This window comes from Methylobacter luteus IMV-B-3098 (assembly GCF_000427625.1).
Taxonomy (GTDB): Bacteria; Pseudomonadota; Gammaproteobacteria; order Methylococcales; family Methylomonadaceae; genus Methylobacter; species Methylobacter luteus.
This window is the reverse complement of the sequence record NZ_KE386569.1, coordinates 2,553,798-2,577,587: the sequence shown is the minus strand read 5'-3', so window position 1 is coordinate 2,577,587 and position 23,790 is coordinate 2,553,798. Positions and strand designations below refer to the sequence as shown.

Below are 23,790 nucleotides of genomic sequence, written 5' to 3'. Positions count from 1 at the left end.
ATAGTCAAGCGCGGCTTACAGGACGGCTTATATATCCATGAACAGCATCGGTAGGCCGTAAGTCAGAACAAAATAGCTGAACGCAGTAACGATGCTGCTGCTCATTTTGAACGAAAGCATCTGCCGAAAAATGTAACTGACAATGGCGATATACCATACGACCAGAAACACCGCCAAACCGATGGAGACCTCTTCTCGGTTTTCGTAGTGTTCCATTACCATCACTAAATCCAGCGCTTCGGCGCCGATCGCCAGCGTCATGATAAAGTTTTCGCAGATGAAAATAGCGGTGAATAACTGGCCAAAATAGTCCCATTTTCTCATGATCAGCAATAATGTGATGATGGTCGAAAAGGCCATGACGGTTCGCAGCAATACTTCCAGCGTGCCATCGGCGGGGTCGGCGATCAGGCTTTCGACGATAATGCCCGACACCAGGTAGAAAGCCACGGCTTTCCACATGAACGATTTGGAAGGATGTAAATCAGCGGGGTTGTTTGTGAACCAGCAAAGCGAAAGATATTGAAGTAACAAATTCATGGTAAAAGAGCTGTTTGGATAGACCTGCAATGCACAACGGTAAATTCAAAGAGGTATTCTTGACGCATTGCGGGGTAACAAAATACAAAATAGGGTAATGGTTGAATCACAACCACCTTAATTATAAGCGGGGCTCATGATAACAGAAACTCATAGGCGTTGTAGGATTGCTCTGCTCGTGGAAATGGTAAAACTGTCAGGACTTGCGTGTTTTGCTCTTCTCCCGCCGTGAAAAAGTGGGAATGAGGCGATCAAAAAGCGTTCAGGCTCGCCATGGGAACAAGCCAGACACATCAAGGAAATGGATCGTGCGCTTGAGAGACACGGGCGGGAAATGTTGCGCGGGTACTGAAACAAAAACCGACCGCATGCCTGATCGATAACCGCAGCTCTATTCTATCAGGCCGGTTCGACGCCGGTAATGTCCCCCTGGTCATTCAATAACAGCCGCAAACGGCCATAACAGGATTTCTGATCGCCCTGGCAGCCGGAGCCTTCCATGATGCTTTCGAGAAAAGTCACATAGATCAATAGGCTCCCGGGCTGGCGTTCGATGATTTCATAGTGGATCGACTCGTTGATGATCCAGCCGTTTTGGCTGCAAAAGGCGCTCAATTCCTTACAATTTTGCAGTAGATGGGTAATCGCTAGAGCTTCAGACATGGATTTGCACCTCTCTTTTATATCTTACTAGGTCAGGATTGCGGATTTTTCGAATGGCTGAAACGCTGGCTTTAAGAGCGGCCGGCCAAAGAGGAACTTTACCCTGTCAAGACGGCCGTGAATAGAAAAACAAGCGCCTTGAGCGATTGCAAAGGCATTGCCTTTTTTACAGTCATCCACAGGCATGAAGGGCAGCTTCCCCTTTTCCCTGTTCCTGCCGCCGCTTATGCAGACAAATTTAGCCACTCTAAAATTTCAACGTTTTTTGAGTAAAACGGGGTAGTTGACTGCATCGGATTTTTGCTATTTTATTTGCCTGAGCCACCATTTGATTAAGGAGCGGGTGATGAAACAATCAGCACTAATGCTTTTCATACTGGCAATACTTTGGGGCTGTGAAAATACCAAAGGGCAAAATCGACATGACCCTAATCATCATGAAAATATCATGCAGAATAATCGCGAATAAATCAGAAGGGGCATGGGTATCCTGCCGGTTTAAACGGGTTTCCGGTGAAAAACAGCACAGCCTGAATATCAAATGTAAGAACTGACCCCGTTATGCTGCATCATGACACTCCAGATATTGTAGAACTGGCGTAAAATACGACCGGGATTGTTTAATAAGCGCGTCTGTTATCGGGCGAGACTTAACATTTTTCCTAAACTCGATACCTTATAAAAAGTATGAAGGAACAGACGCACGATGACTGTCGAACTCTTGATTAACCTTGCAGTGCAGCTTCTTGGAACCGGGGCCGTATTATTTCTCGCTTATCGGTCCTTCCAAAAACGCCGGATTCAGTTAGGCGCTGAACCGACGCTCCCTCAATATTTTATCCGCAGAAGCACCTACTGGCTGGGGATCGCATCGTACTGCACGTTGATGGCAGCGCTTTACTGGTTGCTTACCTGGCAGTGGCTGCCCCTGGAACCGCTTGTGACGCTGGTCGTGAAGAGTCTCCGCTCCGGGGAACTGGTGAATCTTCTGAATGGCCTGGACGGAAACACGATCATGCCTTTGATCGCCGCCGGGCTTTTTCTTTTTCTTATCGCCTGGGAAAGCAAGTTCAATCCCTTGCTTATTTTGAGGGACAGCATCCATGACGCTTTCACAATTCCGACAAAGGCGGTAGAAGTCTATAACGCTCTGATTACGTCGAGATTGTCGGCGGTCGACGATAGCCTTAAAGCACAAATTGCCAATCGCCTGCTGGTGTCGAGCATCGACCCCGGCGATTTTGAAAAATCCAGCGCCACGGTCGAGTATAAATGGGCTCATAATTGCCTGCTTTTTGACCAGATACAGGATTACGCCAATCAATCGTCTTTTCGTCGTTTGTTCACCGAACCGTCTCTGAAATGGGGGGAAATCTGTATCTCCTATAACGCGATGTCGGAAAAAGTGGCCGTCTGGAAGAAAGCGGAACCACACTATACCAAGACGATCAATCTGATAAAGGAACTGGACCACCTCACCGGCCTGCTCTGCCGCTTACTCGCCTCGCTGGTCGTGTTCGGGAGCGCAAGCGAGAATGATATATGGGCAACCGTGAAGCAGCTCGGCGGCAACGTCCACGAGGCCCGCCTGAAACATACCTATAAATATGTTCTGCTTTTCATGGCCGCCACCGCTATCGGGGTCATGTTGGGCCGGGAGATTTCGGTCCTGCTGCATAATGTTTTCCTGTTTCCGAATAAACCCCTGCCGCACTTTAGCTACACTACGCTCCGGTGGATCGCCTATGCCATTGCGATGTATGTCCTTCCGATAGCACTCGTCTTTATTTCACGGTCACTCACCTTCAGGCGCCAACGGGAGCAGTCCGATCGATACGGGTTCTATATGGCAATGATGATAACAGGGTTCATTGTCAGCACTATCGTATCGGTACTTGTTCTCGAACTGACCTTCTACCGCCGGGATCACTTCAGTTTTCTGGAAAGCTTCCTGGACCATATGCGCTGGGGAATTCTGCCGGCGCTCATGTGCGGTTTTGTGGCTTATCGATTGGACACGCCGGTAAGCGATTCGGAAACGCTGGGTAAGCTGATTATAGCCGCTGCGTTGCGTTTTCTTGGGTGGGGCTCGGTTGCCGTCATTATCATGCTTTATGCTACCGACGATTTGACCATCCAGGAGTCGAATCTGCGTTTTACCCTTGTGGGCACGGCTTTCTTCGTGGTCGGCCTCCTGGGGGCGACCGCCCGTTTCAAGACGGCGGGGCCGGAAGATTAGCTGCTCTATCCGGTGTAATTAACCGGAGTTTGGGATAAGAAAAGAGAATAGGTTTTTTGTTGTAGGGTCGAATTCATTCGACCCGAAGCGCCCGAACGCGAGATCTCGAATGATGCGGTTCGTGCCTCACCGCATCCTACCGCGCTGATCCCCAAGGTGACGCTAAGCGGGAATCGGTGCTTTCGGCATGGTCGAAATGCCTCGCTTAAGCGAAAAATCATAGGTGAGACGAAAGACACCCCCTTCCTGCTTGAAATCGCCGACCATGTTCTGGCTCGCCGTAAAAACGACATCGTCTTCAATGTCCGGATCCCCTTTGACGAAGATTTGCGTGACGAGCGTTTCATAGCCAGGCGCCGACACGATAACATGGATGTGCGCCGGCCTGACGGGTGGCCGTTTGGCGATCTTCAAGAATTCGCCTACCGGGCCATCGTCCGGGATGTGATAGGCGGTCGGCATCAGCGCGATCAGCTCGAAAGTCCCGTTTTTATCCGTTCTGAAACGGCCGCGCAGATGGTAGTCCGGCTGTTGCTCATCCTGGTTCTCATACAGGCCATTGGCCGCGGCTTGCCAGATATCGAGGATCGCCCCTTCGATGGGAGCGTTATTCTCAAATTCGAATACCCGCCCTGAGATTCTGGCGCGAGCGCCCGGCGTATCATCGCTGGCAATGGAAGCGCCTCGTTCGCGGAAAGGGGCGTCAGCACGAAAAAAAGGCCCCAGCAGCGCAACCCCCACTGGTTGTTCCTGTTCCCCATGATTGAGTATTTCAATCAACTGACTCAGGCCCATGACGTCGGCAAAAAAGAGGAATTCATTTCCGAGAGGGCTGGTTTTCTCGGCCATTCTTTTCATGAAGTCCCAGGCAAATTCCCATTCCTTGTCGGTCACCTTCATCTCTTTAACACAGGCGTGCAGGTGTTTGATCAGGATCGAGATGACGGATTTGAGCCTTGGGTTGTCGATATCCGAGTAAGCCTTCAGCACTTTCTCAGTGAATTCTTGATTAGGCGAGGTGCTCATGATTCACTCCCTCTACAGCTAATGCAGTTTTGATTTCAGACAGGGAAGTGACGATATAATTCCTTATATCCAGGGCCATAGGATATGCCGAGGCACAAAGCGCATCCTATGGTCATTTATATAAATCAATCAATTATCTTTTTTCGTGTACAGAGGCCGATGAGTGAATAGAAATCCAACTAAAATCATTCGGTATTGTTTCTACAAAACCTTGTTCTATTAACTGCGATTCGCTCCATAAAGACCTATGATTTTCAAAAGGATTGGCTTCAACTTCCTGATGTATAAATGTTTTCGGCGTACTAATTAATATTTTATTTTTCGAAACACGTTTTATTTGATTTAAAAAAATAATACCCTGTTCCGTTGTAAAGTGTTCTAGAACATCAATGGCTAAAACTAATTCGTATTCATTATCGTTTATTTTAGGCAGAGCATCTAAAGCATCATCCCAATAAATATGATCATACGCGTAATCATGTATTGGGGTACGGTATGTCTTGAAAGCTTCAATTCCGTCAATCCGTATCTTCCATTCACCTTTAGGACGCTGGATAGCATTCGCACCATTGACTATAAAAAGATGTTCGTTTTCAAGATTCGTGCGTGCGAGAAATCCATATTGCCCCATACCAACACCTATATCTAAGATAGAGGTCGGTTGTAACATTTCTAAAAAACCTACAATTGATGAAAGCTGCGAACTTTGACTAAATGGCATAAAAAATCTTTTTTAAAAAAAGTTGAAATATTTCTTAATTTTTGAATTAAGGGTAATTTGATCCTACTATAATATTAAGCCAGCGACAGACCTGCTTAATGGGCTTGAGGCATTGACACGGACAACCAAATTAAGCGCTCATGACGGAACGGCCAAGCGAGTGAAAGCCATTGTTATTGCGTGTGTTGCTCTCAAATGCGTCCCCAGCCTGAAACTATCGGCCCTTAGTCTGGGCCGGTATCAAGCTGAGCTTAAGTTTCACTTGAGCTTGGAATGTTAGATACGTATAACAACTTACTCAATACGTTATATTACGTAAGAGAATACTTACCTGTAATAGCCAGAGCGCGGCAGGATGCGGTGAGGTACGAACCGCATCTTATACTTGGATAATTGGTAAGACGCGGCATAGAACCAGGCAAGAGCCGCTAAAGAAAGGGAATAGCAACAAGAAGGGATAATATAAAACCGCTCCAGCAGAACGCTGGAGCGACAGGATTTACTGGCTATGCCGGCAATCAATCTTCCAATTGCTGAATGCCGTCCAGATACCAGGTGGGCTGGATGCTGTTTTTGGGCTTGACGAAATGCCAGACTTCGCGGACCTGATCGGGCTGCACATTGCTGTCTTCGCGCATGATCACGTCGAACAGGACTGTCGCTTGCAGTTCCGAGCCGATTTCGCGCACTTCCAGCAGTTCCGCTTCCAGTTTCAGGACATCGGTGCGGTTTTGTTCACCGGAGGCTTTAAGCTGATCCTGAATCTCGGCGAATACCTTGTCGGTCGTCAGCCCTCTGATTTCGGCCAGGTCGCGGTCATCCCAGGCTTTTTGCAGCGTCTTGAAGGCGGTTTTGGCGCCGGACAGAAACGCCGGCGTGTCGAAACCGGCCGGCACGGCGACGTCCTGGCCGAAGTCGGCGTCCTGCTGAAAATTCTGCACAGCCGGTTCAGCGCCTGGCTTGTCTTTGTTAAACAGGATATCGGTATCGAATCCGGCCGGGTTCGATGAACCGGATTGCGGCGTATGGGCCGACTCGCTGTTGTCATAGTGACCGGCAGTCCGGTTGTAAACGGGTTGTTGTTCACGCGCTTTTTTAGCCGCGAAGAACTTATACAGCAGGAATGCCAGAGCGCCCAGCACCAGGATATCGAGGAAGTTGATGCCCTGGAAAGCGCCGCCGGCCAGCAATGAGCCTAGCAAACCGCCCAGCGCCAGACCGCCCAGCATGCCCATCAGTCCGCTGCGGTTAGCCATGCCCGGTCTGGCCGTCTGGTTTTGTTGGGTGGCTTGCTGCTGTTGCTGTTGTTGACTGGCCGAACGGGCCGGTGCGTCGGCGGAACGCTTGTAAGGCTGGCTGAAGGAGGATCGGCCGCCGAAAGAACTGCCGCCGCCGAAGCGTTTGGCCTCGGCGTCTGAAATACTGCCCAGCGACAACGACAGGCCGATTAATAAAGTGGCTATTATGCCGGTATATCTGTTCATGATTTTTTAGAAGGTATGTTAAATAACATCGAATTGAGGTGTAATCGATATAAGGATGAATTAACAAATTACAAGTTGTTAATTCTTTTTTATTAGCATAGCATTATGGACATGTTTTCAGCCCTACGCGTCTATCTTGTTTTCTTTCTGGCCCTGCTGCAATTGATTGCACCGCTGGTGCATGCGCATGCCGGTGAAAACCTGTCGAATAAGGGTCTGCATGTCCCCGGTCTTGAGATGTATACTGCGGAACAGCATGCATTTCTGTCTCAGCCGACAAACCATATCTCAGGTTCCGAAGCGGCCATCATCGGCGTCGATGCCGGCATCAAGCACAACCAGATACACGCCGATGCCGATACGACTGCCGATCACAGCTATTATTTGCATCAGGAGATAGGCATCTCCAACGCGCCTGTCTCGGCATTCGATATCAACTTTTCTCCGCAACCGTCGCCGTTTGTCTGCCGGTTATTTATTCCCTCGCTCTCGCCACGCGCGCCTCCCGTCTCCTGATTCCCTCTGTTTTTTAAGTTCTGCTGCAGAACTTTTCCTTATATTTACTAAAAATCTATAAGCGGTATTAAGCCGCTACCGGAGCTTTTACTATGTTTGCCCTTAATCTTATTAGAGGGTGCTTGTCTGTGTATGTGCTGGCCACTTCGCTGGGCTTGGCGGATACACTGCCCATTGTGGCCCATCGCGATCCGATTGAAATCGACGCCGGCATGAGCCTGGCTCAAGCCATTGATTTAACACTGGAAAAACATCCTGACAACGCCTGGCTCAAAGCGCTGGAAGAAGAATCCGCTGCGCTCGATCAACGCAGTAAGAGCTGGCTGGCCGGTGCACCCAGTCTCGGACTGTTCTTTCAGGAGGCCACCAGCGGCACGCTGCATTATGGCGACGCCAGCGTTAAAGCGCCGCTGTGGAACTTCGGCCAGCGCGATGCTGAACAGGCCGTCGCGAGACAGGCCGAAAGCAGCGCGCAGTCGCAATCGGCCGCCGTTAAATTACGCGTGGCGGGACTGGTCAGGGCGGCCTTGTGGGACATGGAACTGCAGCAAATCCGCTATGACCAGGCACAAAACGAAGTCGGCGTGTTTGAACAATTGCTGGCCAAGGTTGAGCGCCGCGTCGAGCTGGGCGATCTGCCGCGCGCCGACTTGTTGCTGGCGAAGACCGAGCTGCTGCAGAAGCGCGCCGTACTGACGCAGGCCGAGGCCGAAGTCATGCATGCGCGCAAGCGCTATGCCAGCATCACGCAGATGACGAAAGTGCCCGGCAACTACCGTGAGACCTTGGCCGACATAGCCGAAATCCAGCAGAATCACCCGGCCCTGGTCGCCATTAATAACCAAATCACGCGCAAGCAGGCCGAAGTCGAGGCCATCAGGGCGGTAGGCTCGGGTCAGCCCGATGTCGCGGTCGGCATCAACACCGATCATGGACCTGACGAACGCAGTAACAAGACCGAAAGCTTTAATATCGCCGTGTCCGTGCCATTCGGCGGCAGCGCGCACCTGGCGCCCAGGGTGGCCGCCGCCAATGTCGAACTGAACAGGCTGGTTGCCGATCGAGGGCAGCTCAGCAGGGATCTCGAGCAGGCCCACCACGAAGCCGAGCATAACCTGGAAGTCAACCGGGCCGAACTGGTCATTGCCGAGCAGTTAAAGCAGGCGGCCGAAGAGCATCTGAAAATGACGGAGCTGAGTTTTTCGCTGGGCGAAATCAACCTGCTTGATCTGCTGAGGATCCAGTCCAGAGCTCAGCAGGCCATCCTTAATGCCAAAGAACGTTCAGTCATACTGGAGCGCGATAAAGCGCTGTACAACCAAGCCGTCGGAGTTACCCCATGAACATTATTTTATTATTACTGCTGAGTCTGGCCGGCGCCGGCGTTCAGGCGGCTGACAATGTCATTCAGATAGCCCAGGAACATATCGACAATCTGGGCGTGAAACTGGGCAAGCCCGAGCCCGCCAGCCAGGTGCCGGTCCTGTATGCGCCGGCCAGAATCGCGATCCCGCCCGCGCGCGAGCATATCGTCAGCACCGCACAGGCAGGCCTGATCACGAAACTGTATGTAGCCGTCGGCGATAAAGTCGAGAAAGGCCAGGCGCTGGCCGAGATCAACAGCCCGGACCTCCTGGCCCTGCAGCAGCAATATCTTAAAGCCGTCAATGAACTGGAACTGGGCCGCGCGGTTTATAACCGCGATAAAAAACTGCTGGAAGAAGGCGTGATTTCCGGCCGGCGCTCTCAGGAAACGCGCAGCCAGTACCAGCTTTATCAGACCGAAGCGCACGAAGCTCGGCAATTGCTGGAAATGGCCGGCATGTCGGTCGGGGAAATCAATCGTTTGGCTAAAACCCAGCGTTTGACCAGCCTGCTGACGCTGCGCGCGCCCATGTCGGGCGTCGTGCTCGAGCGCATGGCCGCCGCCGGCCAGCGCATAGACAATCTGGCGCCGCTGTACCGCATCGCCGACCTGAGCGAACTCTGGCTGGAAATCAATATCCCGCAGGAGCGCATCGGCGATATTCATATTGGCGATCAGGTGCTGATCGACAATACCGAGGTCACGGCGCGCATCAGCCTGCTCGGCCAGAGCGTCAATCCGGAAAACCAGACACTGCTGGCCCGAGCCGTCATCAAGGAAACACCGGCAGCCGTGCGCGCCGGGCAAAAAGTCAACACGCGGATCATTCAGGGCAGTGATAAGGTCGCTTTCAAAGTGCCGAACGCGGCCATCGCCCAGAACGAAGGCCGGGCCTATATCTTTATCCGCACGGACCAGGGCTTTCGGGTCCAACCGGTCACTGTCATCGGCAGGCAGGATACTGATTCGATCATTACCGGCGAATTGACCGGCGCCGAAGACATCGCGGTCACGGGTTCGGTTGCGCTGAAAGCCAACTGGCTGGGGCTCGGGGGCGATGAATAATGGGTGGTCTGATTCGTTTTGCGCTGAGCCAGCGCATATTGATGCTGCTTGTAGTAGCGCTGCTCGCGGGCGGCGGCTATTACGCGTTTAAAAATATCCCGATCGATGCGTTTCCGGAAGTCTCGCCGACCCAGGTCAAAGTCATCGTGAAAGCGGCCGGCATGACGCCGGAAGAGGTCGAAGCGCGCATTACCGCGCCGATAGAAGTCGAACTGCTGGGCATTCCGCATCAGACCATGCTGCGCTCGATTGCCAAATACGCGTTGACCGATATCACGGTTGATTTCGAGGAAGGCACCGATATCTATTGGGCGCGCCAGCAGATCGCTGAACGCCTGAACACCCTGTGGAGCGATCTGCCCGAGGGCGTCGAGGGCGGCATCGCGCCGATGACGACGCCGCTCGGCGAAATGTTCATGTTCTCGATCGAGGGCGGCGATCTGAGCCTGATGGAACGGCGCACCCTGCTGGACTGGGTCATCCGCCCTGCCCTGCGCACCGTGCCCGGCGTGGCCGACGTCAACTCGCTGGGCGGGCTGGTCAGAAGCTTCGAGGTGGTGCCGGACAATATGCGCATGGCCGCGCGCGGTATTAATATCGCCGAACTGGTGGAGGCGCTGCAAAGCAATAACCGCAATGATGGCGCGGGCCGCCTCACCGAAGGTGAAGAAGCGCTGATCGTGCGTGCCGAGGGCCGCATCAAAACCCAGGACGATGTCGCAGCCATCGTTGTCGATAATAAGAACGGCGCGCCGATCAAGGTCAGCGATGTCGCCGATATCAGAATCGGTTCATTGACCCGCTACGGTGCGGTCAGCAAAAACGGCAAGGGCGAATCGGTTACCGGCCTGGTGCTGAGTTTGCGCGGCGCCAATGCGCGTCAGACCATCGAAGGCATACAGGCAAAAATGGACGAGCTTAAAGCCGGCTTCCCGCCCGGCGTCAAAGCGACCGTGTTCTATAACCGCGGCAATCTGGTCGACAAGGCCGTCGACACGGTTCAGCATGCCTTGCTGGAAGCGATCGTGCTGGTCGTGATTTTGCTGATTCTGTTCCTCGGCAACCTGCGCGCCGCGCTGACCGTTGCCCTGGCCTTGCCGCTGGCGGCTCTCGTGACGTTCATCCTGATGCAGCAGATGGGCATGTCGGCCAACCTGATGAGCCTGGGCGGATTGGCCATCGCGATCGGCATGCTCGTCGATGCGGCCGTGGTCGTGGTCGAAAACATCATCACGCACATGGCGCACACTGAAAAAGCCCAACGCCTGCCGCGCCTGCACGTGATCTACCGCGCCACGCGCGAAGTGGCCGTGCCCGTGACGTCGGGCATCCTGATCATCATCATCGTATTCCTGCCGCTGCTGACCCTGCAGGGCCTGGAAGGCAAACTGTTCACGCCGGTGGCGTTGACGATCGTGTTCGCGCTCAGCGGTTCGCTGCTGTTGTCCCTGTCGGTGATTCCGGTGCTGTCTTCGTATCTGCTGAAAGAAGTGTCCCACGAGGAGCCCTGGCTGCCCCGGCAGTTGCTGAAGCTGTACCAGCCGGCCTTGTTGTGGTGCATCGCCAACAGCAAGAAAGTCTTTATCGGCGCCGGCGTCTTGCTAGTCGCCACGGCGGCGGCCTTCACGCAGATCGGCAGCACGTTCATGCCGACCATGGATGAAGGCGACATCATCGTGCAGCTGGAAAAACTGCCGTCGATCACGCTGGCGGACTCGGTGGCTCTGGACGTGCAGGTGCAGAAAAACCTGCTCAAAAGCATTCCTGAAATAACCGATGTGGTCGCGAGGGTCGGCACCGATGAGCTGGGCCTGGACCCGATGAGCCTGAACGACACGGATACCTTCCTGATCCTGAAGCCTAAGGAGGAATGGCGCATGGGCAGCAAGGAAGAACTGATCGAGGAAATCCGGACCGTCATGGGCACCACGCCGGGCATCGCCTTTAAATTCACGCAGCCAATCGAGATGCGTGTGTCGGAGATGCTGACCGGCACGCGCGGCGATGTTGCGGTCAAGCTGTTCGGCCCGGACCTGAACGTGTTGAATGAGAAAGCGGCGCGGATCGCCGAAGTCCTGAGAGCCATCAAAGGGTCCAGCGATGTGTTCACGAAGCAGAACGAAGGCATGCAGTTTCTGCAGCTGACGATCGACAAAACGGCGGCCGGACGCCTGGGTCTGGACAGCGACAGCATCGAGACAATGCTGCGCGCGCAGATCGAAGGACTGAAACTGGGCATCGTGCAGGAAGGCATCAAGCGCACGCCATTGCTCCTTCGTGGCGCCAGCAACACGGCCAGCTTTGAAAATCTGCAAGTGACCCTGCCCGATGGCGGCCATGTGCCGATCACGACCGTCGCTCGCCTGGAAAAAGTCGAAGGCGTGGTGTCGGTAGAGCGCGAGCGCGGCCAGCGTTTTGTCGTGATCAGCAGCAACGTGCAGGACCGCGACCTGGTCGGTTTTGTCGATGAAGCGCGTCAGGCCGTCAGGGACAAGGTGGATCTGCCGACCGGTTATTTCGTCGAATTCGGCGGCCAGTTCGAGAATCAGCAGCGCGCGGCCGCGACGCTCTCGCTCGTGATCCCGGTATCGCTGGGCCTGATCTTTCTGCTGCTGTTCTCGACATTCGGCTCGGTGCGTCAGGCCACACTGGTCTTGTCGAACATTCCGCTGGCCATGGTCGGCGGCGTCTTCGCCTTGTGGCTGTCGGGCGAATACCTGTCGGTGCCGGCCTCGGTCGGCTTTATCGCCCTGCTCGGCATCGCGGTGCTGAACGGCGTGGTCATGGTCAGCTATTTCAACCAGTTGCGCGCGGCCGGCATGGCCACGGCGCAGGTCGTGGTCGTCGGCTCCATGCGGCGCTTGCGGCCCGTGCTGATGACAGCCAGCATCGCGGCTTTCGGCCTGATTCCGCTGCTGTTTGCGACCGGTCCGGGCTCCGAGATTCAGCGTCCGCTGGCTATCGTCGTGATCGGCGGCCTGGTTTCGTCCACGTTCCTGACGCTGTTTCTGTTGCCTATTTTGTTTAAATTATTCGGTCAATCGCCTGCGCTGCAAGCAGAGATGAACTCGATGACTGATGGAGTCAAATCATGAACGGTAAAGAATACCTGGTTACCCTGAACGTCCCGCCCGGCCTTGAAGAAGCGGTCGTCGATAATTTGCTGATTCTGGAATCGGAGCACGGTTTCAGCAGTTTCCTGGTCAATTCGCATGACCATAAAAACGAGGGCTTGTCGCTGCTTGAGCAGGTCACGGGCCGGCAGAAAAAAGTCCGCTTTCAAATGTATGTGCCGGAGCAGGGATTGCCGGTGTTATTGGCGCAGTTAAGGCAGGAGTTTTCCGGCGCGGGCATCCATTACTGGGTCATGCCGGTCATTGAAAACGGCTTTATCTAAAAAGCCGGCGTATCATTAAGTTTTGTAGGCTGGGTTGGAGCTTCGCGGAAACCCAGCTTTGGCGGCTTCGAAATGCCGGGTTTACCAACCCAGCCTACCTGCTGATTGAGCCTTATCCTAGGCTTGCGGCCTTTATTGGGAAAGGAGGGCTTTCAACAACAGATCCAGATTATGCTGTTGCCGTTGTCTCGTTAACCGATTGGCGATCAGGATGCTTTTTAACTCGGTCAGCGCCTGTTCAAATACGTCATTGACGATCAGATAATCGAATTCGTCATAATGGCTTATTTCGGTGACGGCATCGCGCATACGGCGGGCAATGATCTGCTCGTCGTCCTGGCCGCGATTTCGGAGGCGCTGCTGCAAAATGGCGGTCGAAGGCGGCAGAATGAAAATGGACAGGCTGTCCGGCAGTAGTTTTTTTATTTGCTGGGCGCCCTGCCAGTCGATTTCCAGAATCACATCCAGGCCCTTGCTCAGGTTTTCCTCCACGGTCTGCTGCGCGGTGCCGTAGAAATTATCGAACACCTGGGCATGCTCAAGAAATGCCTGCCGCTCCAGCATGGCCTGAAAATCCGCCACCGGGACAAAGTAATAATCCCGGCCATGTACCTCGCCGGGGCGCATCGGACGAGTCGTATGAGAGACCGATACGGTCAGGCTGTCGAGATCGGCGACCAGTTGTCTGACCAAACTGGTTTTACCGGCTCCGGACGGGGCGGAAATAATGTAAAGTTTGCCGTGGTTCATAGAGTTCTGTATCAGTAGGGGCATTTGGCTGGGGTGCTAGAATCAGGTGCGGTCAGCGCCTTACTCAACATTCTGTATCTGTTCGCGCATCTGCTCAATCAGCACTTTCAGCTCAATGGAGATCTGCGTCATTTCCTTATCGGCCGATTTCGAGCCCAGGGTGTTGGCCTCGCGGTTTAATTCCTGCATTAAAAAATCCAGCCGCCTGCCGACCGGATCTTTTTGCTTGAGCACCCTTAACACTTCGGTAATATGAGTTTCCAGCCGGTCCAGTTCCTCGGAGATATCCAGTTTTTGAGCCAGAAAAACCAGTTCCTGCTCCAGGCGGTCGAAGTCGGGCTCGGCGACCAGTTCGGTGATTCTGTCTTTCAATTTGCTGCGAAGCTGAAGCAGGACTTCCGGCATGCGCTTGCCGGCCGAGGTCACGAATTCCTGCATTTTCAGGCAGCGCTCCGCGATCAGTTCGCCGAGCTGGGCGCCTTCCCGTTCCCTGACTTCCAGCAACTGGCCCAGCGTTTGACCGACCAGTGCCGATACACCGGACTTAAGCTGTTCCCTGTCATTATCGGATTCCTGCTGTATGCCAGGAAAAGCCAGCACCTCCAGTGCCGAAAATGACAGCGGGGCCAGCATCTGCTGTTCGATTTCATTGGCCGCTGCCAGTAATGCCGCGACGGCATCATGGTTAACGACAAGACTTTGCCCATCGTTAGCCTGTTTCTTGCTGTTTATAATGCATTCCACTTTGCCGCGTTTAATTTTGGCCGCGATAAGGGCGCGCAGATCAGACTCCATAAAACGCAAGCGATCCGGCAATTTGAATGAGATATCGCAGTAGCGGTGGTTGACCGTGCGCAATTCACAGCTGAGGGTCAGGTTGCCGATTTCTGCTTCATTACCGGCAAAAGCGGTCATACTTCTTATCATTTTTCACCTATACTTGTAGAGTCTTAGTCCGACAGAATTTTTGCAATGGCCGAATACTACGACCCCGACACCTATCCGAAGCAGTGGAACTATCTTCAAACCGGCACTATTATAGACCAGTATATAATCGAGCGGGAATTGGCGCACGGCGGATTCAGCTCAGTCTATCTCGCCCGGCAAATGAGCGATCAGGTTCAGGTTGCGATTAAGGAATATTTGCCGCGCAAGCTGGCCCATAGAACCTGGAACAACATGGTCGTCGCCAACAGCGATGAAACCCAGCCCCTGTTTCGACGCGGCAGAGCCTTGTTTTTTGAGGAGGCCAAGGTTCTGGCGAAGCTGAAACACCCCAATATCGTCGAGGTTATCAATTTTTTTGAAGCCAACGCGACGGTTTATATGGTCATGACTTATGACTATGGCGTGACGCTCAATAAACTTCTGAAAAACAAAGCCCTGCCTGTCACCGAAGAATTTCTGCTGGCCGTATTCAATTCGCTGCTGAACGGCATCAGCCATATGCATGAACATCATTTTCTTCACCTGGACGTCAAACCCGCCAATATTCTTGTACGCCCCGGCAATGACGCGTTATTGCTCGATTTCGGCGCCATCCAGCGTTTTCCGCACGGACGGTTGACCAAGCAAGGCAAGATACTGACTAAAGGCTTCTCTCCCATAGAGCAGCATGACTTCAGAACGCCGTTAGGCCCCTGGACGGATATTTATGCCGTTGGCGCCAGCATGCGCGCCTGTATCGAATATAAACCGCTGATTCCCGCGCCGGACAGGGTGCAGCAGGATACCCTCGTGCCCGCCGTTAAAGCCTTTAGAAACAGATTTCCGGAATTCTTGTTGAAAGCCATAGACTGGGCCATGGAACTGCGGCCGGAAAAGCGCCCGCAATCGGTCGCCCAGTTGCAGCAGGCGCTTGCCGCCAGAAAATAAACACTTGCCTCATGCCTTTAAATTGAGCCTGTACACCCCGCAATCAGGTATACTGTGCCGTTTTATTTTGGCGGAACAGATAATGAGACCTAGCGGACGTAACCCGGATCAACTGCGAGACATAAAATTTACCTGCGGCTTTACAAAACATGCGGAAGGATCTGTTCTGGTTGAATTTGGCGACACGCGCGTGCTGTGCACGGCCAGTGTCGAGAACCATGTGCCGCGTTTTCTGAAAGGCAAGGGCGAAGGCTGGATTACCGCGGAATACGGTATGCTGCCGCGCTCGACGCACAGCCGCATAGGACGGGAAGCCAGCAGCGGCAGACAGGGCGGCCGCACACTGGAAATTCAGCGCCTGATCGGCCGATCGTTGCGTGCCGCAGTGGATTTGAAAGCCTTGGGCGAAAACACCATCACGATAGACTGCGATGTGCTGCAGGCGGACGGCGGCACGCGCACGGCGTCGATCACGGGCGGCTTCGTCGCCTTGTCGCTGGCCGTGCAAAAAATGCTCAAACGCAGACAAATCAGAACCAACCCGCTGCACGGGCAGGTCGCCTCCGTGTCCGTCGGTATATACAACGGCGTGCCGGTGCTGGATCTGGACTATGCCGAGGACAGCAATGCCGAAACCGATATGAATGTGGTCATGAATGACGCAGCCGCTTTCATCGAGGTCCAGGGCACGGCCGAAGGCCATGCATTCAGAAAGGAAGAACTGGACGCGATGCTGGAACTGGCCGGTTGCGGCATCAAGCAGCTGCTGAGAAAACAGCGCGAAGCGATGGAAAACTTTAAATGAGTTTGAGCCAGTCGCAACAAATCGTGCTGGCCAGCGGCAATGCCGGCAAGATCAGGGAAATCCAGGCCCTGCTTGCCGGTCACACGATTGTTCCGCAGTCCGCGTTCAATGTCGCCGAATGCGAGGAAACAGGCATCACGTTTGTAGAAAATGCGATCCTGAAAGCCAGAAATGCGGCGCGCCAGTGCAAACTGCCGTCTATTGCCGACGATTCCGGTCTGGTCGTCGACGCTCTGGACGGCGCGCCCGGCGTATTCTCGGCCAGATATGCAGGCGTCGGCGTCGGCGCCAGCGATCAGGACAACATCGAAAAACTGCTGCGCGAATTGCAAGGCGTGCCCGATCAGCAGCGCAGCGCGCGCTTTATTTGCGTCATGGTGTTCATGGCGCATGCCGGCGATCCCTGCCCGGTGATCGCCCAGGGCGTCTGGGAAGGCCGCATTCTGGCTCAGGCCGCTGGTGAAAACGGCTTCGGCTATGATCCGGTGTTCTGGGTGCCGGAGCATAACTGCGCCTCAGCCGAACTGACGCCGGCCGTTAAAAATTCGCTGAGCCACAGAGGCAAGGCATTAAGGGATTTAGTAACCTTGATCCGGGCCAAGGGAAGCTTTTAGGCCTCCGGCATCGGAACGCGCGTTTGCTGCGCCAAACTGCGGCGCGCGTAGGTGCGAATTCATTCGCACAATAAGGGGTCGGGCCGAATACCCTGTAGAGCATAACTGAATTCGACGCTACAGCTGTGCCACATCAGCTTGGCAAGAACAGTTATCCGTGTTTGGGAAAAATGTCCATAATAAAAATTTAAACTCGTGGCAGACTTGATAAAAAACCGGCCATGAGCCGCTACACCGGATTCAAAAAACGCCATGCCAGCCTTTGATTCATTATTTCCCATCGCCCGCCAATTCACCCAAAGCCAAGCCGTCATCGACATACAACCGCTGGGCAATGGCCTGATCAATGATACGTTTCTGGTCCTGACGAACTCATCGCCGTTTGTCCTGCAACGCATCAACACGACGGTTTTCCCACAGCCGGCCCTGATCATGGAGAATCTGCTCACGTTAAACCGGCATCTCCGACAGAAAAACGCCGACTCGGTTAAATTGCGGGTCCCGGACATTTTATCGACGGCTGAAAGCAACAGTTATTATGAAAAAGAGGGCAATTACTGGCGGGCACTGAGCTTTATCGACAACACCGAAAGCCTGGAAGTCATCGGCAACGCGCATGAGGCGGCGCAGGCAGGATTCGCGCTGGGCCATTTCCATCGCCTGCTCAGCGACCTTGATCCCGCCACCCTGCACGATACCCTGCCCGGTTTTCATATCACGCCGAACTACCTGAGCCGTTATGATCAGGTTTCAGCAGGCACCCGGATTTCATCACCTGAAAGCCGCTATTGCGCCGACTTCATCGATCGGCTCCGGCGCATCGCCGATGACCTGGAAACGGCAAAACAGCAGGGCCTGCTGACCCTGCGCGTCATGCACGGCGATCCCAAGCTCAATAACTTCCTGTTCGACAGGCACAGTAAAACCGTTGCCGGCATTGTTGACCTGGATACCGTCAAGCCGGGACTGGTGCATTATGACATCGGCGATTGCCTGCGCTCCTGCTGCCAGACGACAGATCCTGTCGGGTTCGATACGGATCGCTGCGCCGTTATCCTGGAAAGCTATCTGGCCGAGACCAGCGCGTTTTTTTCCGCATCCGATTACGATTATCTGTACCCGGCCATACGGTTGATTCCTTTTGAACTGGGCCTCCGGTTTTTTACCGATCATCTGGATGGCGATCGCTATTTCAAAGTGACGGAGCCAGGGCAAAACCTGCGGCGCGCGGTCGAGCAATTCCGGCTCTGCGACAGCATCATACGGCAGGAATCGGCCATCAGGCGATTGATAGCGCGCCTGAAAAAGCAGACGATGGGAACGCGATAGTGAGCGCCGCTTCATCCGAGCAGCGCAATCTGCTCATCGGCTGCGGCCTGGTGCTGCTCGGCGCCCTGGGTTTTTCGGCCAAGGCCATCTTCATCAAGCTGGCTTACGCGGTCGAAGGGCAAATAGACGCGATCAGCCTGATGGCTTTGCGCATGTTTTTTTCGCTGCCGTTTTTTCTGGTGGTCGCGCTCTGGCATAACAGGAAATCGCCGGCCGAGGCACTAACTAAAAGGCAGTGGGGCGGGGTTGCCGTCCTGGGCCTGATGGGCTATTACATAGCCAGCTATCTGGATTTTATCGGCCTGCTGTACATTTCGGCCGGGCTGGAGCGGATCATCCTGTTTTTGTATCCGACCTTCGTCGTGCTGTTTTCGGCGCTGGCTCACAAACGGGGCATTTCATTGCGTGAAATGGTCGCGCTGGCTTTGAGTTACGCCGGCATGATACTGGTTTTTATCGAACAGCTGTCCATGGAATCATCGGGCATCTGGCTGGGATCGTCACTGGTGCTGGCCGGCGCCGTGGTCTTTGCCTTTTTCACCATGGGCAGCGGCGTCATGGGCCGGCGCATAGGCTCCGCGCGTTTCACGGCTTACACGATGACCATTGCCAGTATCGCCACCCTCATGCATTTTGCCGTCAATCATGGCGTGGCGCTGACCGGTTTCCCTGCCGAAGTTTATAAACAGGCCTTGTTGATGGCGGTCTTTTCCACCGTATTGCCGTCGTTTTTCATGAATGCGGGCATCAGAAGAATCGGCGCCGGCCCGGCTTCCATTATCAGCATGATCGGCCCGATCGCGACACTGGCGCTGGCTTTCTTATTTCTAGGCGAAGCCGTCACGATCATACAGTTGTCCGGCACGGTTTTTGTACTGGCCGGCGTTTATGTGGTCAGCCGCGCCAAATCCTGACTCAGGCCACCATTTCGGCGCGGTAGCGGTAAACCTTGAGCGTATCGGACCAGTAGTCGGGCGCGAGCCCTGCCTTCTGTTTCAGATGCCGCAGAAACTGCTCGGGCTCCGGCAGTGATTCCCATACCGAGGGCAGAAATGTGCCGCGCCGGCCCCCCTCCATCAGAATCAAGCCATCGATACCTGCCTGCAACTGCTTCAGCAAATCCTGTTCCGAGGTAAACGCGATCGGCTCGGCCGGTGTCAGAATGGAGAGATGGATGTCCAGATCACTCAGTTCATGGGCTTGCAGTGGCGGAAACCGCGGGTCCCTGAAAGCCGCTGAAAAGGCGTTTTCGGCGATATCCACGGCCAGCGGCCTGACGGCGTCCAGCGTGCCGATACAGCCGCGCAGCTGATGCTGCTTTTGCAGCGTCACAAAAGTGGCGCGCTGTTCCGCCAGTTCGGCCGGGCATTCGGCCAGATCGATGATCAACGGCTTGCCTGTTTGCAGGCCATGCCGAATGGAACTGCTTGCCAGCTCCGTCAGCCAGCGGTGGTGTTCTTTATTCAATGACATAAGCTCCGTAACCTACAACTCTGTCTTTTTCTCCCGCGGTATCGCCGGAGTTGCGTAAATCAATGGTTTTAATCGAGAGCGAGTTTTCCCGCGCCAGCTTCAGCAGTCCGCTGACCGGCACTTTGCCGCAGGCGGACTCGTAGACGAGCTGCTCATACTGCAAATGTTCTATCGCTTCGCTGGTTGATCTGTCCAACTGTTGAGCGGTCGTATAATCATGGTAATGACTCAGGTCGGAGCTGACCACGATCAGCGTTTCGCTCCCCCCCCATAACATCTGTATAACCTGGCTGACCTGTTCCGGTGTGGCGTCGCCTGCTACGATGGGGATCAGTTTGAAGTCGTCGAGCATCTCCTGCAGAAAGGGCAGGTGCACTTCCAGACTATGTTCATAAGTGTGTGCCTGTTCAATGTATTCGACAAAAGGCAGCTTGACCAAGGCCTTCACGGCTTCCTCATCGATAGAGATATCACCCAGCGGCGTGGAAAAAGTTTGTGCACGACTCACGGCCAGCCCTCTGAAAGCCACACGGTGAGACGGGCCGATCAACACCACTCTGCTGATCTGATGACGCGCGTTTTTTAAACGTGCATAAGCGGTCGCCGCGACAGGTCCTGAATAAATATAGCCGGCATGCGGCGCAATGATGGCTTTAGGAACTTTCGCATCGGATTTGGCCTCATTTAAATACCGATCCAGCATTTGATGGAGTTGTTGCGGATTGGCCGGGTAAAACGTACCGGCCACAGCGGGTTGTCTATTCATGAGATGTCCTGTTATTTTCCGGGAGAAGATTTAGTTAGCGCGAAAACCTTTGAAATTTATAGTTATTGTGCTGGAAATTAATCAACCCAACTAGCCTAAATGTTAGAAACCAATTATTACCCAAATGTGACCATGCGATTTATTACATGGTTCCAGGAGACTATTCATGACTGTTTTTGTTACGCCTGATACGGTGAAAACGCGACATTGGCATCGCCTGGACGATGGCCGTGTCCAATGCGATATCTGCCCGCGATTTTGCAAGCTGCATGCGGGGCAGCGCGGCCTCTGCTTTATCAGACAAAATCTGAACGATGAAATTGTCATGACCAGTTACGGCCGCTCCAGCGGTTTTGCGATCGATCCGATTGAAAAAAAACCGCTGAATCACTTCCTGCCCGGCACGCCGGTCCTGTCGTTCGGCACGGCCGGCTGCAATCTGGCCTGCAAGTTCTGCCAGAACTGGGATATCAGCAAATCGCGCGAACTGGATACGCTGATGAGTCAGGCCTCGCCGGATGCGATCGCGCAGGCGGCGCTCGAACATGGCTGTACCAGCGTCGCATACACCTACAATGATCCGGTGATCTTCCACGAGTACGCGATAGATACCGCCCAGGCTTGCCGAAATCTGGGCATAAAATCGGTGGCGGTGTCGGCCGGCTATGTCTGCGCGGAGCCCCGCGCCGAGTTTTATCAATGGATGGATGCCGCCAACATCGACCTGAAAGCGTTTACGGAACATTTTTACCATCAGATTACCGGCGGCCATCTGGAGCCGGTACTGGAAACGCTCAAATACATCAAGCATGAAACATCGGTCTGGCTGGAACTGACGACATTGGTCATCCCTGATGAGAATGATTCGGAAGCCGAACTGGAAAAGATGACGCAATGGGTCGTCGAAAACCTGGGACCGGATGTGCCGATGCATTTCTCGGCCTTCCATCCTGACTGGAAGATGCGTGACAAACCCCATACGCCGGTAGCATCGCTGTTGCTGGCGCGGAACATAGCGCTAAAGAACGGCGTGCGTTATGCCTATGTCGGCAATGTGCACGATAAACAAGCCAGCAGCACCTATTGCCACAATTGCGGATCATTATTGATAGGCCGCGACTGGTATGACCTGGACGAATGGAATCTGGACCCATCGGGCAGTTGCCGTTTCTGCGGCGAACGCTGCGCCGGCGTCTTCAATGAAAAACCCGGCGGCTGGGGCGGCAAGCGCAGGGCTGTCGCCATGCCCCATGCGGAGCAAGGCTTATAACGAACCGGCTCGGAAGCCATGCCTGCGGGGGCGGATAAATCTGTCCCCGCACTGAATGCACCACCATTTTTTCAATAACCGATGTTATGCATGGAGCGTTTTTATCCTGTTTGCTGTGCTAGCGACGGTTGATAAACCGGTCTTCATTCAATCTCATCACCCGAATAGTCACGCACGCGCAGGTGCGAATTCATTCGCACTAAATAACTTGGATTCAAATAGCCTTCGCGCCAGCCATATTTTGTTAAAGCAGTCGCAATTCAACTGATGCGCAACATCAGTCAATAATTGCTTTAGCAAAGACGCTAACTCACCAAGCAACAAAATAGCTTGCTATGCCAAATGATAATCATTATCATTTAGACAAGGCGATGATTTGACCTCTCGCTGCTTTCGTTTAACGCGCCTGTTACACAATAGGGCGCGTTAAACACTTTTTTCAATCGACTACAAACCGAGGAGTTTTATGCCTGAGCAACAATCTACTCCCGCACGCACCGAAATATCGCAATTGCACGCGACCACTTGTCTGTCGATGACGCAGTTCATCAATGGCCGCCACTGCCCGAAACTGGCTCACTCGATCGTGCACCAGCTGGGCCTTTTGCTGGCGCATCCGGATCTGGCGCCTGTCTCGGCCAGCCGCGAGCTGTATCAGCAATTGCTGGAACATTGGCAAAAAGTCACCGCGCACTTGCTGGAGCAAAGCACCAAGCGCGAGCCGCGGCCGGTTTATCATTAATAACCGCATTTTTATGAAAAACAAAAATTATAACCGGAACTTCCACCGTCAAAGCGTCGTGATCGTGGAACAGGAATCAGTTCCTGAACGCCGCCGGGTCAACAGCAGCGAACTGTTCGGCGCGCAAAACGAAATCGTCATCGATCACCACGACGACGAATACCGCCTGCGCATCACCAGCAACGGCAAGCTGATTTTGACGAAATAACTTTACCCGCTCCAAGCAGCGGCATAGCCAGCCACCCAGCCCCGCCGGGCCAGGAAGCCAGCCAGCCTTTTTACGAAACGCGAGGCACGCTATGTCAGCACACGCTACAAAAATTATCAATTTCCCGGAATCCGCGGCCAGGGCTGAGGTATCGGTTTGCGCCAAGGCATCGCATTACGATTCATTACGCGTCGGCAATAATCCTATGCCGCTAAATAATCCATTCAAGCAACGCCTGCCGGAATTACCGGCATGTGGAAGGGGCGAAGCCGTGATCGGCCTGGGCGCTGCATTCGCGTTTCATCTGTTCTGGCTCGCCGTAGCGCCACTTTCCGAGCAACAAGCACCTGTTACGCTGCCCATGCCTATTCAGGTTGCATGGATTTCATCGCCGCAGCCTCGCGCCGAGCCGCCGAAACCCGCACCGCCAAAACCACAAAAAAAGCCAAAACCAATCGTCAAGCCCAAGGCCAAACCGCGCAAGCCGACGCCGGCTAAGCCGAAACCGCTGATTTCCTCATCGAACAGCGCATCGGAAATAACCGTTGCGGAAAAGGCGGAAACACCTAAAACACCGATTGCGGCCAGTCCGTCACCGGCTCCCGCCGTGGCATCGACGCCCGCCAAGAGCGCACCGGCGGAAGCGGCGCCGTTAATCCAGCCGCACCTCAACGCCGATTACCTCGACAATCCCCCTCCTGCCTATCCCCGGATCTCGCGCCGACTGGGTGAACAGGGCAAAGTGCTGTTGCGCGCCATGATCAACACCGACGGCACCGTGGCCCAACTGGTCGTTCGTAAAACCAGCGGTTTCAGCCGCCTGGACCAGGCCGCGCTGGAAACGGTCAAGGACTGGCGCTTCGTGCCCGCGCGTCGCGGCGACCAGATTGTGCCGGCCTGGGTCGTGGTTCCTGTTTCATTTTCTCTTGAAGGATAAACTC

The 23,790-nt window shown here is 54.1% G+C and carries 25 protein-coding genes; 16 read left to right on the top strand and 9 right to left on the bottom strand.

Annotated elements, in window-relative coordinates; translation table 11 throughout:
* Positions 1–27: 27 nt before the first annotated feature.
* The gene (locus METLU_RS0113910) at positions 28–540 is read right to left on the bottom strand and encodes a hypothetical protein (RefSeq protein WP_027158751.1); all 513 of its coding nucleotides are present in this window, start codon (positions 538–540) and stop codon (positions 28–30) included.
* A 399-nt stretch (positions 541–939) separates the two neighbouring features.
* On the bottom strand, positions 940–1,203 hold the full coding sequence (locus METLU_RS0113905; RefSeq protein WP_027158750.1) for a hypothetical protein: 264 nt from the start codon (positions 1,201–1,203) through the stop codon (positions 940–942).
* A 346-nt stretch (positions 1,204–1,549) separates the two neighbouring features.
* On the opposite strand from METLU_RS0113905, the gene METLU_RS28985 reads away from it, so the two are divergent.
* Complete coding sequence (locus tag METLU_RS28985) at positions 1,550–1,672, top strand: hypothetical protein (protein WP_269209259.1); 123 nt, start codon at positions 1,550–1,552, stop codon at positions 1,670–1,672.
* Between the two features lie 237 nt (positions 1,673–1,909).
* The gene (locus tag METLU_RS0113890) at positions 1,910–3,442 is read left to right on the top strand and encodes a hypothetical protein (RefSeq protein ID WP_027158749.1); all 1,533 of its coding nucleotides are present in this window, start codon (positions 1,910–1,912) and stop codon (positions 3,440–3,442) included.
* Between the two features lie 162 nt (positions 3,443–3,604).
* Here the strand turns inward: METLU_RS0113890 and METLU_RS0113885 are convergent, their stop codons facing one another.
* The 3 genes from METLU_RS0113885 to METLU_RS0113875 all read right to left on the bottom strand — a co-directional run bounded on the left by METLU_RS0113885 (position 3,605) and on the right by METLU_RS0113875 (position 6,673).
* Entirely contained in the window at positions 3,605–4,468 is an 864-nt protein-coding gene (locus METLU_RS0113885; protein ID WP_027158748.1) for a dioxygenase family protein, read from the bottom strand.
* Positions 4,469–4,601: 133 nt separating this feature from the next.
* Entirely contained in the window at positions 4,602–5,189 is a 588-nt protein-coding gene (locus METLU_RS0113880) for a class I SAM-dependent methyltransferase (RefSeq protein ID WP_027158747.1), read from the bottom strand.
* Positions 5,190–5,707: 518 nt separating this feature from the next.
* Positions 5,708–6,673, bottom strand: coding sequence for a Tim44 domain-containing protein (locus METLU_RS0113875; protein WP_027158746.1), 966 nt, complete (start codon positions 6,671–6,673; stop codon positions 5,708–5,710).
* A 105-nt stretch (positions 6,674–6,778) separates the two neighbouring features.
* On the opposite strand from METLU_RS0113875, the gene METLU_RS0113870 reads away from it, so the two are divergent.
* The 5 genes from METLU_RS0113870 (at position 6,779) to METLU_RS0113850 (ending at position 13,017) form a co-directional block, all read left to right on the top strand.
* Complete coding sequence (locus tag METLU_RS0113870) at positions 6,779–7,189, top strand: hypothetical protein (protein ID WP_231383610.1); 411 nt, start codon at positions 6,779–6,781, stop codon at positions 7,187–7,189.
* Positions 7,190–7,281: 92 nt separating this feature from the next.
* Positions 7,282–8,532, top strand: a complete 1,251-nt coding sequence (locus METLU_RS0113865) for a TolC family protein (RefSeq protein ID WP_027158744.1) — start codon at positions 7,282–7,284, stop codon at positions 8,530–8,532.
* Entirely contained in the window at positions 8,529–9,620 is a 1,092-nt protein-coding gene (locus METLU_RS0113860; RefSeq protein ID WP_027158743.1) for an efflux RND transporter periplasmic adaptor subunit, read from the top strand. Before METLU_RS0113865 ends, METLU_RS0113860 begins: the two co-directional genes overlap by 4 nt.
* Entirely contained in the window at positions 9,620–12,715 is a 3,096-nt protein-coding gene (locus tag METLU_RS0113855) for an efflux RND transporter permease subunit (protein ID WP_027158742.1), read from the top strand. The genes METLU_RS0113860 and METLU_RS0113855 overlap by 1 nt, the downstream gene beginning before the upstream one ends.
* Positions 12,712–13,017, top strand: a complete 306-nt coding sequence (locus tag METLU_RS0113850) for a DUF3240 family protein (protein WP_027158741.1) — start codon at positions 12,712–12,714, stop codon at positions 13,015–13,017. Before METLU_RS0113855 ends, METLU_RS0113850 begins: the two co-directional genes overlap by 4 nt.
* Before the next feature lie 132 nt (positions 13,018–13,149).
* Here METLU_RS0113850 and gmk read toward each other — a convergent pair whose 3' ends face one another.
* Both gmk and METLU_RS0113840 read right to left on the bottom strand, forming a co-directional pair.
* Positions 13,150–13,767: a guanylate kinase gene (gene gmk / locus METLU_RS0113845; protein ID WP_027158740.1), complete on the bottom strand. Its 618-nt coding sequence runs from the start codon at positions 13,765–13,767 to the stop codon at positions 13,150–13,152.
* Between the two features lie 60 nt (positions 13,768–13,827).
* Positions 13,828–14,694: a YicC/YloC family endoribonuclease gene (locus METLU_RS0113840; RefSeq protein ID WP_027158739.1), complete on the bottom strand. Its 867-nt coding sequence runs from the start codon at positions 14,692–14,694 to the stop codon at positions 13,828–13,830.
* A gap of 45 nt (positions 14,695–14,739) precedes the next feature.
* Between METLU_RS0113840 and METLU_RS0113835 the strand changes: the two genes are divergently transcribed.
* The 5 genes from METLU_RS0113835 (at position 14,740) to METLU_RS0113815 (ending at position 19,304) form a co-directional block, all read left to right on the top strand.
* The gene (locus tag METLU_RS0113835; RefSeq protein ID WP_027158738.1) at positions 14,740–15,642 is read left to right on the top strand and encodes a serine/threonine protein kinase; all 903 of its coding nucleotides are present in this window, start codon (positions 14,740–14,742) and stop codon (positions 15,640–15,642) included.
* 82 nt (positions 15,643–15,724) lie between these two features.
* A complete protein-coding gene (rph, locus tag METLU_RS0113830) occupies positions 15,725–16,447 on the top strand; it encodes a ribonuclease PH (protein WP_027158737.1) in 723 nt (240 codons plus the stop codon).
* Positions 16,444–17,061: an RdgB/HAM1 family non-canonical purine NTP pyrophosphatase gene (rdgB, locus tag METLU_RS0113825; RefSeq protein WP_027158736.1), complete on the top strand. Its 618-nt coding sequence runs from the start codon at positions 16,444–16,446 to the stop codon at positions 17,059–17,061. The genes rph and rdgB overlap by 4 nt, the downstream gene beginning before the upstream one ends.
* Positions 17,062–17,313: 252 nt before the next feature.
* Entirely contained in the window at positions 17,314–18,390 is a 1,077-nt protein-coding gene (locus tag METLU_RS0113820; RefSeq protein ID WP_027158735.1) for a phosphotransferase enzyme family protein, read from the top strand.
* Positions 18,390–19,304, top strand: coding sequence for a DMT family transporter (locus tag METLU_RS0113815; protein ID WP_027158734.1), 915 nt, complete (start codon positions 18,390–18,392; stop codon positions 19,302–19,304). The genes METLU_RS0113820 and METLU_RS0113815 overlap by 1 nt, the downstream gene beginning before the upstream one ends.
* A gap of 1 nt (position 19,305) precedes the next feature.
* Here METLU_RS0113815 and amrA read toward each other — a convergent pair whose 3' ends face one another.
* Together amrA and amrB are read right to left on the bottom strand one after the other, a co-directional pair.
* On the bottom strand, positions 19,306–19,863 hold the full coding sequence (amrA, locus tag METLU_RS0113810; RefSeq protein WP_027158733.1) for an AmmeMemoRadiSam system protein A: 558 nt from the start codon (positions 19,861–19,863) through the stop codon (positions 19,306–19,308).
* Positions 19,850–20,629: an AmmeMemoRadiSam system protein B gene (gene amrB / locus METLU_RS0113805; RefSeq protein WP_027158732.1), complete on the bottom strand. Its 780-nt coding sequence runs from the start codon at positions 20,627–20,629 to the stop codon at positions 19,850–19,852. The genes amrA and amrB overlap by 14 nt, the downstream gene beginning before the upstream one ends.
* A gap of 166 nt (positions 20,630–20,795) precedes the next feature.
* Here amrB and amrS point away from each other — a divergent pair, with 166 nt between their 5' ends.
* The 4 genes from amrS (at position 20,796) to METLU_RS25365 (ending at position 23,786) form a co-directional block, all read left to right on the top strand.
* Positions 20,796–21,899, top strand: a complete 1,104-nt coding sequence (gene amrS, locus METLU_RS0113800; protein WP_027158731.1) for an AmmeMemoRadiSam system radical SAM enzyme — start codon at positions 20,796–20,798, stop codon at positions 21,897–21,899.
* A gap of 466 nt (positions 21,900–22,365) precedes the next feature.
* Positions 22,366–22,641: a hypothetical protein gene (locus METLU_RS0113795; RefSeq protein WP_027158730.1), complete on the top strand. Its 276-nt coding sequence runs from the start codon at positions 22,366–22,368 to the stop codon at positions 22,639–22,641.
* 13 nt (positions 22,642–22,654) lie between these two features.
* Entirely contained in the window at positions 22,655–22,849 is a 195-nt protein-coding gene (gene hemP / locus METLU_RS0113790) for a hemin uptake protein HemP (protein ID WP_027158729.1), read from the top strand.
* A gap of 91 nt (positions 22,850–22,940) precedes the next feature.
* Positions 22,941–23,786 (top strand): energy transducer TonB, encoded by an 846-nt coding sequence (locus tag METLU_RS25365; RefSeq protein ID WP_051299913.1) that lies wholly within the window; start codon positions 22,941–22,943, stop codon positions 23,784–23,786.
* Positions 23,787–23,790: the final 4 nt, after the last annotated feature.